This window comes from bacterium (assembly GCA_036382775.1).
Lineage (GTDB): Bacteria > Hydrothermota > Tepidihabitantia > SM23-42 > JAOAFX01 > DASVHD01.
Genome location: DASVHD010000033.1, coordinates 1 through 13634, shown reverse-complemented (window position 1 = coordinate 13634; position 13634 = coordinate 1). Strand labels below are relative to the sequence as shown.

The 13634-nt window shown below is 54.4% G+C and carries 8 protein-coding genes; 1 reads left to right on the top strand and 7 read right to left on the bottom strand.

Annotated elements, in window-relative coordinates; translation table 11 throughout:
• Nucleotides 1-48: 48 nt before the first annotated feature.
• Genes VF399_07365 through VF399_07335 form a run of 7 tightly spaced genes read right to left on the bottom strand, consistent with a single transcriptional unit; the run spans nt 49 to nt 10583 of the window.
• The gene (locus tag VF399_07365) at nt 49-2445 is read right to left on the bottom strand and encodes a PEP/pyruvate-binding domain-containing protein (GenBank protein HEX7320156.1); all 2397 of its coding nucleotides are present in this window, start codon (nt 2443-2445) and stop codon (nt 49-51) included.
• Nucleotides 2423-4303: an ABC-F family ATP-binding cassette domain-containing protein gene (locus VF399_07360; protein HEX7320155.1), complete on the bottom strand. Its 1881-nt coding sequence runs from the start codon at nt 4301-4303 to the stop codon at nt 2423-2425. Before VF399_07360 ends, VF399_07365 begins: the two co-directional genes overlap by 23 nt.
• Nucleotides 4304-4315: 12 nt before the next feature.
• Nucleotides 4316-7231, bottom strand: coding sequence for a tetratricopeptide repeat protein (locus VF399_07355; GenBank protein HEX7320154.1), 2916 nt, complete (start codon nt 7229-7231; stop codon nt 4316-4318).
• A gap of 29 nt (nt 7232-7260) precedes the next feature.
• Nucleotides 7261-8355: a GTPase HflX gene (gene hflX, locus VF399_07350; protein HEX7320153.1), complete on the bottom strand. Its 1095-nt coding sequence runs from the start codon at nt 8353-8355 to the stop codon at nt 7261-7263.
• Nucleotides 8356-8372: 17 nt separating this feature from the next.
• Nucleotides 8373-8957, bottom strand: a complete 585-nt coding sequence (locus VF399_07345; protein HEX7320152.1) for a CDP-alcohol phosphatidyltransferase family protein — start codon at nt 8955-8957, stop codon at nt 8373-8375.
• Nucleotides 8950-9615: a 16S rRNA (cytidine(1402)-2'-O)-methyltransferase gene (gene rsmI / locus VF399_07340; GenBank protein HEX7320151.1), complete on the bottom strand. Its 666-nt coding sequence runs from the start codon at nt 9613-9615 to the stop codon at nt 8950-8952. The genes VF399_07345 and rsmI overlap by 8 nt, the downstream gene beginning before the upstream one ends.
• Complete coding sequence (locus tag VF399_07335) at nt 9615-10583, bottom strand: hypothetical protein (GenBank protein ID HEX7320150.1); 969 nt, start codon at nt 10581-10583, stop codon at nt 9615-9617. Before VF399_07335 ends, rsmI begins: the two co-directional genes overlap by 1 nt.
• 270 nt (nt 10584-10853) lie before the next feature.
• Between VF399_07335 and VF399_07330 the strand changes: the two genes are divergently transcribed.
• Nucleotides 10854-13634 (top strand): C25 family cysteine peptidase (locus VF399_07330; protein ID HEX7320149.1); only part of this gene is annotated, 2781 nt, incomplete at its 3' end.

Genomic DNA, 13634 nt, shown 5'->3' with positions numbered 1-13634 from the left:
AGAGGGGGATTTGTGCTTCGATATTGTTTAGAATTTATTATTTCGAATTTAGGATTTGCTTAGTATCGTCACTCTTCCCGTGTTTGCGTCCAGCTCTATTTCCTGACCGTCCTTGATGATCTCGGTCGCGCCTTTGAGCACGACTGCGGGTATGCCGAGTTCCCGCGCCACCATTGCCGCATGGCAGATCAAACCTCCGACCTCGACGATCACGCCGGACGCGACCGTGAACAGAGGCGTCCAGCCAGGATCTGAGTGATTGGTTACCATGATCTCACCGCTTTTAAGTTTGCCGCCTTCTTTTATGTCGCCGATGATGCATATCTTTGCCCTGACGACGCCAAAGCTTAACGGTTCTCCGTGGAGCGTGCCTGTCTGTTTTACTTCAGCCGTCACGCGCTCGCCGCTGCCGTATATTATGTCGGGCACCGGCGCGACCCTGAATTGTTCCCATTCTTTTTTCCTGGATTCGACGAGCTCCAGGATCTGCGCAGGGGACAGCTTGTTCTTGACAATGTCCGACATATCATCCAGGGATAAAAAGAAAATATCGCGCTCCTGAACGAGCGCGCCTTTTGCAATGAGCGCGCGGCTCATCATTAGCAGCTGTTCCTTGAGCTTTTCCTGTTGTAGAAAATAGTAATGCTTGCCGTTCTCCCGCATCGGTATATACATTTCCATGCGTGGCAGGAAGAAGCGCAGGACCCTCCGTTCGACCGGTTTCAGGGATTTCAGCATATCATCAATGATGTGCTTTTTCTCCTGCTTTCTGTTCCTGGCCTTGCGGGGATTTTCAATCATGGCGAAAACAATGCCAGGATCCTCGCGATAGGTCTTGCTCGCGATGTCGAATTCGGCCGGACCGCGGTGGCCGAAACTCTTGATAAAGGCGTCGAACGCTTTTTTGAATTCCGTGTCGCGCTCATACAGGTCTTTTAGCGTTTTAATCCCCGTTTCAGTCCTTCTTACTGCCGCGGTCGCGGCCAGTTCCTCGACGGCGATGGTCATCTCCCCGGTTTTATCGATCAGACCGGTGATCGCCCTGCGCGCCAGCGCTTCACCCGCCGTTCCCATTCTCAGGCCGAGCAGTTTCTGGAGTAAGATCAGGTAAAAAATGCTAAGGAATATGCCGGTGAAATACCGGCTGGCGAAATCCGGGAACGCGATGTTGCTCTCGACCACTTTCAGACCATCGGCGAGATCGTCGGCAAGCCGGATCTTTTTCACGCGGTCAATGAATTCATTGTTAAGCTCATGTCCGAATTTCCTTTTTATCGATCCCGGTGAAATCAGGCTCATGACGATCAGGAAGGTCAAATGCCGCAGGGATCGCAGCCCGTACATCGTGGCCTGGAAAGGGGGGAGCAGTTCCGGCAGCTTCTTGACGTCGATGGCCTTTAATGCCGTGGCCATCTGCGGGTCCAGGTTCTTTTCCATCCCCATCGTGTCTATCAGGGGACCGACCGGTCTTCCGTAGGCGATCGCGTTGTTCATGTTCCAGTAAAGCCGGCCGGAAATATTATCCACCGGTGAGTATTCCTTGAACCGTTCCCGGCTGACCGGGAATTTGAAGGAGTCAAGGATGATCATGGGGAAGAGATGCTTTTCGAACAGCGACCACATGAGCGGCGAGACGGGATCAGGGATGGTCTCGCGCACGTTCACGTTGCACCAGACCGTGCAATGCCGGCGCGGGATCGAGGAATATACGAATACCGGTCTTGACTGTAAAATATACAACTTGTTTTTTTCAAACGCCCACTCTATGTCCTGTGGCGCGCGGAAAAGTTTTTCTATTCTTTTTCCGGCATCGGTCAGTTCGGCGAGTTCCTTTTTGGTAAGCATCGGTTTATCTGGTTGTTCAATGATGTTGTTCGCCTTTATCCGGAAACGTTGAGGCGTGATCGCGCCGGAAACGAGTTTTTCGCCGAGACCCTCACAGCATTCGATCAGGATCTCGTTGACATTGAACGGGCTCTGCGTCACCAGCACACCGCTGATATCGGGATCCAGCTGGCGCTGGACAATGACCGCCATCTTTCCGATCTCCGCGTGCATTTTCTTACAGTAACTGGCGACCCGCTCGGCATTGAGCGAAGCCCAGACCTTTTCGACCGCTGATAGTCCCTGATCTGCGGTCTGGACATTGAGGACAGTGGTATACAGTCCGGCGAATGAAAGACCAGGCAGGTCCTCAGACGTGGCCGAGGAACGTATTGCCAGGGGTCCATCCCTTAACCATTCTGTTAAAAGATCCCGCAGTTCATCCTGGAGCTGCCGGGGTATCATTTGCCCTGCTTGATATTCATCATAAGCCATAATTGGCATGACCACAAATTCGGGGACCAGGAAATGTTCATGCAGTAAAAAGAGGTTGTAAGCTTTCCGGCCGACCGCGGCGGCAGTGATCCCGGATCGGTCTTTACTGTTTAACAGGTACATCATCTTGTTGGGCGGCCAGCAGTTTCTCCAGGTCCTCGATCTCGGCGGAGAGGCGCTGGTATTCCTCAAAGAATTTTTTGGATTTGCGGGGGTTCTCAATGAATCCTGGCCGGGAGAACGTATCGCGGAGCTTGCTGCGGCGCTCTTCTTTGACCATGATCTGTCTTTTTATCTTCTCGGCTGTGGTCAATTGTTTTCCTTCCTTTTTAACTTTGGCTTCAGCGCCTGCAAGCGCCGGTTGGGGGACAGCTCCTGCCGCAGGGTGATCGCGTTTCCACAGGTAATAGGAAAAATCGCCCGGATAATCAAGGAGTGCGCCGTTCTTGATCTCAAGGACCCGGTCGGCGAATGAAGCGATGAGGTCACGGTCATGGGTCACGAAGATGAGCGTGCCTTCGTAAAATTGGACCGCCTGCCGGATCGAATCGACCGAATCGCGGTCCAGGTGAAAGGTCGGTTCGTCGAGAACCAGCATGTTGGACGGTTTGATCATGGTCTTGAGCATGACCAGCCTGGTCTTTTCACCGCCTGAGAGCACGTTGACTTTCTTGAAGACGTCATCACCGGAAAAAAGGAACAAGCCGAGATAGCCACGGATGTTCTGGCAGATCTGGGGCGGCGCGTGTTTCTGCGCTTCCTCGATAACGGTGCTGGACGGGTCAAGCCCCAGCATGATCTCGTGCGAAAAAGCGCCGATCATAACCTTGTCGCTCGCTTTCCGCTCGCCGGTGGTCGGTTCTTCGATGCCGGCGATGATCCGGCAGAGCGTCGACTTGCCAGCGCCGTTCTTGCCGATCAGCGCGATCTTGTTGCCCCTTTCGATGACCGTGCTGATGTTATGCAGGACGGTTTTGCCGCCATATACCTTGCTGATGCTGTTCAGCTGCACCACCTGCCGGCTGAAGATCGGTTCGACCGGAAAGCTAACCCGGATCTTTTTTCGCTCCGCTTCCACCTCGATGATCTCCATGCGCTCCAGGTACTTTTCCCGGCTCTTCACGACCCCGGCCTTTTTCTTGTTCGCCTTGTTCCGGGCGATGAAGTCCTTGATCTCGACGATCTTGCGCTGCTGGGTTTTGGCAAGCTGGATGATGCGTTGTTTGCGCGCCTGCGATTCCTGGAGATACGCGGAATAATTCGCGCGATAGCGCTCGAACCGACCGAAATCGAGTTCCCAAATACCCGATATCCCGTCGGAGGTATTCAAAACCCGGTCCAGAAAATACCGGTCGTGCGAAACAACCAGGATCGCGCCTTGATACTTCTCAAGGTACTCTTCGAGCCATTGGATCGATTCGATGTCCAGGTGGTTGGTCGGTTCGTCCAGGAGCAGGAGGTCGGGATCGAGCAGGAGAAGCCGCGCCAGGACTATCCTCATCTGCCAGCCGCTGGAGAACTGCTCCACGGCCCGGGCAAAGTCCTCGGCAGTGAAACCCAGGCCGACCGCGACCTTCCGGGCGCGGGATTCGAAGTCGTAACCGCCGTGATGATGGAACTCGTCGTGGGCTCGTTCATACTCCCGGATGATTTCGGTCGCGCGGGGAGCGGCGGCCATGCGTTTTTCAATTTCGCGGATGCGCGCCAGGAGGACGTTATAATCGCGGAGCACTTCATCGAGGACCGTGTTGCCGCGCAGCACCATTTCTTCCTGCGGAAGGTACCCGATGGTGAAGGTCGCAGGCCGCGAGACCGTGCCGCTGGTCGGGGAGACGTCGCCGATAATAATGCGGAGGAGCGTGGTCTTGCCCGTTCCGTTGGCGCCCACCAGGCCAAAACGGTCATGGCGGTTCATGGTGACGGTCACGCCGGAGAAAAGCGTTCGCTCGCCGATACTATATGAGAGGTCGCTTATATTGAACAAACAGGCCTCGTGTTACTGGGATGTTTTCGCCTCTTTCAGCAGTGCCGCCATGTCAACGTCGGTCAGGCGTGATGCTTTCGTAGTTAGCGCCTGCCTGGTATCGGCCGGTATACCCGGTTCCAGCGATGCCAGTAATTGCGAAACGCGGTATTTCAGGTCATCGTCAAGATGCTCCTGGAGCGTAAGGTAATTTAAAGCAATGACCGCGGTTTCGGTCTTGCCCGTAGTGGAGGCGATGTTCGCCAGACCATACACTGCTTCCTGGAACATGCCCGCATCGCGGATCTCGAGGGAACGCTGCACGATCTCGCTAAATTTTTCCGATGCGGCCACGAGATCTTTGAGCACGCAGTATAATTCAGCAAGGTTCATCAGCGGCATCAGTATGCCGCGCGCGTCCCCGAGCGCCCGGTATTGAGCGACACTTTCGTTGAGCAGTCCGATCGCGCGCGGGTAATCTTTAAGCGCCATCGCGGTCGATCCCAGGCTGTTGTAGGAGAGAGCCACGCCGTGGTGGTCGCCGAGCATCTTGCGCATTTCCAGGCTTTTCTGATAGTATTCCTGCGCGCGCGCGTTCATTTCAAGCGCCTTGTAGGCAAATCCCAGATTGTGCGTCGCGTTCGCCATGCTGAAAGGGTCATGCAGTTTCCGGTCGAACTCCAAACTTTCCTGGAGCAGGTTCACCGCTTCATCGAAATTACCAAGCTCGATCTCCACCAGCCCGAGGTTGCCGGCGGCTGTTGCTTTGCCCTTTTCAAAATCGAGTTCCCGGCTCATGGCCAGGCATTTCTGAAAAGTTTCCTTGGCCGGCAGCCACTGACCCCTGCGGTAGTGGATGACGCCGATATTATTCAGGCAGCCGATAAGGCCGTACTTATCCCCGACCGACTGAAAGCAGTCTTGGGCCGTTTTATAATGCGGCAGTGCATCATCGTAATTCCCCAGCACATTTTCAACGTTCCCGGCGGCATTGCTGGCGTAGGCGAGTTCCGGGTCATTACGGTGACTGGGAAAATAAGCGACACTTTCGTGCAATAAGACCCTTGCTTTATCAAAATTGCCCAGGCGGGTCAGAAACACGGCGTACCGGCTTGTGGCACGAGCGAGATTTTCCGCGTCTGGTTTTAACAGCTCGCATATCCGTTTGAAATTTTGCTCGCCTTCCAGGTAGAAACCGCGGGTCGCAGTGTATGATGCATAGGCGGCCAGCGAATCAACGATCACCGGGCGGTTGTTCTTTTCGAGCGCCCAGTTGAGCGCCGCCCGGATGTTCTCGATCTCCAGATCGAGGTCGGCCATGATCTCGAGCTGACTTTTTTTATCGATCTCCTGCTGACGCGTCGCCAGGTACTGCGCGTAGTAACGGGCAAAGCGTTGCATCGTTGAATCGTGCTCGGCGCCGTCCATGGCCAGTTTTCTGAACGCATACTGCCGCAGGATGTCGATCCATTCGTATCGTCCCGACGCGTTCTTGCGGAGCAGCGATTTGTCGACGAGCGCAACGAGGGCAGGTAGCGATATTTGGCCGATCTCCTGAGCCGCTTCGCGGGCGAATGAGCTCCTGAACACGGAAAGGCGCGCCAGGGTCTTTTTTTCTTCGGGGCCGATAAGGTTCCACGAGTAATCGAAAATGGCGCGCACGCTCCGGTGCCTTTCCGGGACGTCGCGCATGGAAGTTGTCAGAAAATCGATGTTCTTTTCGATCTCTTGCGCGATCTCCTGACAGGACAGCGTCCGCAACCAGGAGGAAGCGATCTCGATCCCGAGCGGCATGCCCGCGATCAACTGGCAGATGCGCACGATAGACTTTTTCTCCTCGTCGGAAAAGGTGTCCTGCGCATTCACCCGCTGCGCGTTGTACATGAAGAGCTGGATGGCGCTGTACCCTTCGATATCCACGGCATCGCCGGACGGCACTTTCATGCCGGCGATCTGCATCAGCCATTCGCCCTTGAGATTGAGCAGTTCTCGGGAGGTTACGAGGATCTTGACTTTATCCGCCGCTTTCAGGATCTCGCCGACGATCGTCACCGCGGATAAAAGATGTTCGAAATTGTCCATGATAAGCAGGATCTCTTTTTCCCGGAGGAAATCAAACAGTTGTTCCTTTTCATCCTTACCGCTGTAAAAAGAAAATTTGACGGCGTTGGCGATCGCCGAGATTACGAGCTCGGGACGGTCCAGCGGCGCCAGTCCGATAAGATAGACGCCGTGGCGGAAATGCTCGATCGCTTCAGCGGCAGCCTGGAGGGCCAGGCGGGTCTTGCCGATGCCGCCCGGGCCGATGATGGTGACGAGCCGGACCGTATCGCTGGCCAGCAGTTTCGTGATGTCGGGTAATTCTTCTTCGCGCCCGAGGAACGGCGTGGTTTGCAGGGGCAGGTTGTTCGGTTGCTGGGACAGCGACCGCAACGGCGGGAATTCCTTAAGCACCAGATCAGGGTGCAGCAGCCCGTACAAAGACTGTGGTTCGCTTAGGTCCTTGAGGACGTGCAAGCCCAGGTCGACGATCGTCGCATGAGGAGGCAGGCCCGCGACCTGGCTGACCTGGGGCGTCAGCACGATCTGACCGCCCCACGCGACGGACATGATCCGCGCCGTGCGGTTGATGATCGGGCCGAAATAATCTTCACCCTTTTTTTCCACGAACCCCGCGTGCATGCCGACGCGCACGCGCAGTTCGCCGAGTTCTTTCCAGTCGGTCTTCTGGATGCCGGTCTGGATGTCAAGGGCCGCTTGGAGCGGCGCCCCGCCTTCGAATACCGCGAAAAATCCGTCGCCGGTGTTCTTGATGATCTCGCCCCCGTGCTTTTCGATCGTCGATCTCAGGAGCTCGTTGTGCCGTTCGATCGCGCTCTTCATCGATGCCGGGAACCTTTCCCATTTCTGCGCTGATTCCTCGATGTCGGTAAAAAGAAAAACGGGCATGGGTAATATTAGTTATCCGGATGCCGGTGTCAATCCGGTATGAAAAATCTTTTCAGCCATTCTTTGAGCTCGGTCATCCCGGTTTTCTCCAACGCCGAGACGAACAGCGCTCGGGGGAATTTTTCCGCCAGGCGGACCTTTTCCTCCGGGAACAGCCGGTCGATCTTGTTGAAAACGAGGATCTGGGGTTTTACGTGCGCGCCGATCTCCTCCAGGACCTGTTCCACGGTCCCGATCTTGGAGTCGAGGTCTTCGGCAGTGGCGTCGGCGATATGGATGAGGATGTCCGCGTCCAGTACTTCAGCCAGCGTGGCATGGAACGATGCGATGAGACCATGGGGTAGGTTTCTGAGGAACCCCACTGTATCACTGATCAGCATGCGATGGCGCGGCGGCACGAACATCAAAGATGTGTTGGAATCCAGGGTTGAGAACAGGTGCTCGGAGGTCAACAGCTTGGTCCTGGCCAGGACGTTGACGAGCGATGACTTCCCGGCGTTTGTGTAGCCGACCACGGCGATCCGCGGCATGCCACTCCGGCCTTTGCGCTGCACCGCTTTAGCCCGCTCGATCTTTTTGAGCGAGTCCTTCAATACGGCGATCCGGTCTTTTATCCGACGCCGGTCGACCTCAAGTTTCCTTTCGCCCGGGCCACGCGTACCGATCCCTCCGCCCAGCCTGGACAATTCCGTGCGGGTGCCGACCAGCCTGGGCAGGCGGTATTCGAGCTGGGCGAGTTCAACTTGAAGTTTAGCTTCTTTGGTCCGGGCGTGCTTGGCAAAAATATCAAGGATCAGGGTCGTACGGTCGATCACTCGCACGCCGGTGACTTCCTCAAGGGTCCTGATCTGCGCGGCGGAGAGCTCGGCATCGAAGATAAAAAGGTCGATCGCGTGCTGCTGCGCGATCTGGGCGAATTCATGGGCTTTGCCCATCCCCATCAGCGTTGCCGGGTTGTATCGGGGTACGATCTGGATAAAACTCTCGATCGTTTCGCCGCCCGCGGTTTGGGTCAGGCTGGAAAGTTCTTCGAGCGACCGGGCGATCAACCAACGTTGAGCGCGGCGGTCGCCGACACCGACCAGGAGGACCCTTTCCCGGGACCTTGGATCACTGCTGTACACTGCTGGTGTGATCGCGGTCAGGCTCCGGGATCGCGGTGAACCAGGACATAAATGATCCGCTGGATCATTGTGCCGATGGTTCCCACCGCGAGGATGATAAGGCCATAAACCATAATACCCGGTCCGAACACCGAACCGGCGATAATGAACACGAGACGCGTGAACCGCTCGAACATGCCGACCTGCGGAGATATGCCGATCCCTTCAGCGCGCGCCCGCGTATAACTGACCATGAGCGAGCCAAAAATAGCGACCAGCACCCAGTATGTGACCGATGGCTGATGTCTCATATAGAAACAGAACATTCCCATGTATGCCAGGAATTCGTTGACACGGTCGATCGTGGAATCGAGGAATGCGCCAACCTTGGAAACAACTTTCAGTCGCCGGGCAACCTCGCCGTCAAACGTATCCAGGATGCCCGATAAAAAAACGAATACCGCGGCCAGGAGAAAAGATCCGCGAAAATACAGGAAAAACGCGATGATGCCGAAAAAGAGGCTGCTGACGGTTATGTAATTGGGATGGATGCGGGCGGCGATCAATACCCGTGCTACCGGCCTGACAAAGAATCTGCGTCCGAGTTCCTTGATCTTATTCATGGTCACCATCGATCATGATCGTGAATTCACCTTTGACGGTCTTAAGGTTTTCGAGCACCGTCTTTGCGGTGCCGCGATAAACGCTTTCATGGATCTTGGTTAGTTCGCGCGCGACGGCGATCCGCCGTTCTCCGAGGATCTCCTGGATATCCCGCAGCACGTCGATTATACGGTACGGCGATTCAAAGAATACGACCGTTCGTTGTTCATTTTTCAGTGATGCCAGGAGTTTCCGGCGCGCCGCTTTCTTTTTTGGCAAGAATCCCTCGAACACGAACTTATGGATGGGAAGCCCGGAAACACAGAGCGCCGCGAGCAGGGCAGAGGGTCCCGGGAGCGGATAAACATCGACGTTTGTCTTTATCGCTTCCGTTACGAGGATATACCCTGGGTCCGATATTAGCGGTGTGCCCGCGTTGCTGACAAGTGCTATGGTTTTCCCCTCTTGCAGCTGGGACAGAATGTAGGGAGTGCGTCTTCTTTCATTGTGCTCGTGATACGATAGGCACGGCGTTTTGATCCCGTAGCGCCGCAAAAGAACGGAGGTCTTTCTCGTGTCTTCGCAAGCGATGAGGTCGGCAGACCGCAGCAAGGCGGCTGCCCGTTGCGTGATATCCTCAAGATTCCCGATGGGAGTTGCGACGATATAGAGGGGCATTAAACTTTTAACTTTGTGTAGTCGAAGAAATTCAGTGATTTCAAAGCGAACCGGTAATCACTCAATACCTTTTTGGCAATGACCTCGCTCTCCTTTCCCAGCAGGGTGGAAAATGATTCAAAGATCAGATCGAACCACCGCGCCATGCCGCGGGCCAGGACCTTTGGTTCGATTATTAATTTTCCGCTGAGTTGCAGATCGGCCGCTATTTTGAATTCCTCGATAAAAGGGAATTCTTTTTGAGCTGTTGTACGCGCGATCATGACGGTCTTCAAGACCATGGTCTGGCCGATCGGCACGGCATAGGATTTGAGCAGGGATGAGTAGATCTTGCAGAACATTTCGACCTGGGCCGGTGTAGCCTGGGTCAGGGTTATGGCTTCGATCTTATCAAAGATCGATATCCGGATATTGTCTTTGGATAAAAAATTGATGATCGCGTTATCATCCTGCAATTTCTCGGCGCTGCCGGCGACATAACATCCCTGGATCGCGCCCTTGCCAAAATGAATGAACGACTCGTCCAATCCCATCCTGATCCAGATGAACCCTTCAAAATTCGTGACCTTGAGTTTGTCCAAGAAGGTCTTGAGCTGGAGCCGGGAGAGGTCAACATCCGCCTTGATGGGTTCCAGTGTGACGGAACTGATCATCAGATTGAGGAGGACATCATCGGTCGCATATTCTGAAAGGATGCCGGAAGTCGCTTTTTTAGCTTTTTCAATAACTTCACTGATGGGTATGATCTTTCTTTCCTTCTGGTTGATGCGGGCGGCATTGAACGGTTCGCCCTGCTTAAGGAAAATAAGCTCTTCGGAATCCGGGTAAATAATGGAGATATAACCCGATATTTTATGGGCTCGTTCCCGCTTTGATGCCGTTAACACGCTGTCAAGGTTGATGAATTCGAGACGTGTGTTTTCAAGAATTGGCCGCCCTTTCGGGAACTTCATTCTATATATTAGCATAAAGAATATCAAAAGTCAAGTCTCATGATTGTACCCTTGACAATCAACCATTATTCATTATAATATTATATTACAACCATGCGGGAAAATACGATATTTCGAGGTTTAAGTCCTAATAAGGCTTGGAGGGCGGCCCAATAAGACACCTCCTATTTTTTAACCCCCTTTTGGGCCCCCTCCCCATTTTTACGGTTTTTGGCTAATGGCTTATGGCGATTAGCTCGAAAATAATAGTTAGTTTCATTATTATAAAAAGCTAAGGAGGCTTTGATGAAAACAAGGGTCTTGATGATCGCACAACCGGTGATCGTCATGCTCGCGCTGTGTTCGTTCGTGCAGGCGGCATGGATCCCGTTCACTGGCGACAGGGCGATACGGGAAACCGAAGTCAAGGTCGAATCGCAGCTTGACAATTCGGTTACGCTTGATGTCGATATCTTTGGCGCGGAGGCATCAGATTACGATGCCGCAACAATGACCGATACGGGCAGAGAACGGTTCACGGTATTGAAGATAGATGAATATGCTTTTCTCAGTGAGATCGGCAATCCAAAACTGCCCATGGTGACCGCGGTGCTGGATGTGCCCCATGGCGCGGAGATACAGGTTCAGATCCTGAGCTCGGATTACAATGAATACAGCCTGGCTGAGCTCGGTATCGATCAGCGGATCGCGCCGGCTCTTGCAAGCGTGCCGAAGACAGAGGGCGCCACGGCAAACTTCGTTCTTAACGAAGCTACGTATGCAAAAGATGCTTTCTATCCAGAGCGGCTTACTGGTTTATTTGAAGGTGGCGGATTGGCGCGCGGCCATCGGCTGGCGACCGTGCAATTTTACCCCGTGCAATACAATCCCGTAAAAGGTAAGATCAGGGTTTATACGCGGATAAAAGTAAAAATTGATTTTGTCGGCGCAAATATCCCGGCTACTGTTTCGGGGATTGTACGGGACTACTCGACGGTGTGGGAGCACTATATCCGGACAATGGTCGTGAATTACCCTGAGTACCTCATGGCCGTGCCCCCGCTGCCGATCTACTATGACATATTTTACAATGGTCAAGCATTAACCCTGGCGAACAAGCTGCGCAACTGGAAAATGAAGAAGGGCTATAATATACGCATGTGGAATGCCGCGGGCTGGACCGCAACGCAGATCAGCGACACGATCCGGCTCCAGAGTCCCAAGGCGACCTTCCTGACGATAATTGGTGACCCGAATTCCGGGTCGATCGCGCTGCCGGCGTCGGCGACCGGTTCATCTTCGGCCGATCAGACCGATCTTTATTATGCCGAGACTAACGAATCTGGATACCTGCCCGATATGTTCAACGGGCGGATCTGCGTGTTGGATACGACCGAGGGTAATATCTCGATCAATAAAGCGCTCCGGTATGAACGCGCTATTTTCGGGAGCGCTGGGACTGCGTGGCTGAAGAGAGCCTGCTTGATCGCCGGTTATGACGCAGGGTATCAGCCCGTCGGTATCGCCACTAACGCGTACTGCCGCGCGCTGATGCTGCCTTACGGATACCAGGTTGACACGCTGGTCATTGCCAGCAGCGAACAGGAAGCCAGGATCGTTGCCCGGATCAACGCGGGTACGGCATGGTGCGTTTACACGGCACATGGCAGCCAGACCTACTGGGCGATCAGTTCAAGCGGCGATTTCACGATCCCCGAGCTTAACGGAACGACCAATCTAGATATGTATTCGATGCCTGCCGGTCATTGCTGTCTTGCGGGTGATTATCAGTACGGCAGCAATTGCTTCGGCGAAGTCTGGGACCGGATCGCCGGCAAGGGTGGGTTGTCTTATTACGGTAGCGTGCCTTCGACCTACTGGGACGAAGATGACTGGCTGCAGCGCCGTTATTTTGACGCGGTCTATACCGACAGCATCCCCGGCCGCATGTATGAGCGCGGCCGTTATACGCAATGGGGATTATACTGGATAGAAAATCACACGGGTTCATCGATGAAGCGATACTATTTCGAGGCTTACCACGTATTCAACGATCCTTCGCTCGATACCTGGACCGATATCCCGGATACACTGCAAGTGACCCATGATCCATTCGTGCCGCCGTCACCCACGAGCTTCGCCGTCAACGTGAAGGACAATGACGGCGTAACGAATTTGCAGGACGCGCTCGTGTGCGTTTGGATATATACTCAAACGCCACAGGTTCACGCGGCCGCATATACCAATGCCAGCGGCAATGTATCGCTCAGCATATCGCCCACGAATCCCGGAGATACGATGTGGGTGACGGTCACCAAACACGATTACAAGCCTTATGAATCTTTCGTGCTTGTTCAGGATGCGGGCATGCCGGCGACACCGACGGTCACCAAACCGCTGGATTTCGGCCGTTTGCCCGACCTCAACCCGGCTTTGACGTTCACATCCACGGATCCCGACGGTGACCAGATCCGGTACCGGGTAATGTGGGATACGGATCCGGCCTTTGCCAGTCCGGAAAGCTCGACCACGGCCAATTACGCGAGCGGGGCCATTGTTAATTTCAATTTCCCGTTCAACCTGGCCAACGGTTCGACCTACTGGTGGAAGGTGAAGTGCACGGATCCATCGGGTTCCGGGTACTGGACGAGTTACACAACATCACGGTCGTTCACGGTCGATACTAGTCTTCCTGCCAATACCTGTTCCTGGTATCAGACCACCGCGGCGCAGTTCGGGTTCAACACGTTCAACAGTACCGTAATCCAGGGCGACAGCGTGGTTTTAGTGGCGGCTGGTTCTGTGGTCGTGGAGACGCTGCAGGTACAGCCCTTTGCCAGCGCCAGCATGCCTTCGGGCTGGACCGTGGTCAACGGCAACGGCGACGCCTATCAGTGGGTTGTTGGTACGACCTCGGATATGGGTTCGTACACGCCGCCGGATTACGGCAGTTACTACGCTTACTATTCGGATGACGATGCGGGCAGCGGGAATATCAGTAACAATGAAGAGCTGCTTTCGCCGAAGTGGTATGTGGGTGGTTTGACCGGCAGCGTGGTCATGGAGTACGGTTGGGGTTTCCAGGTA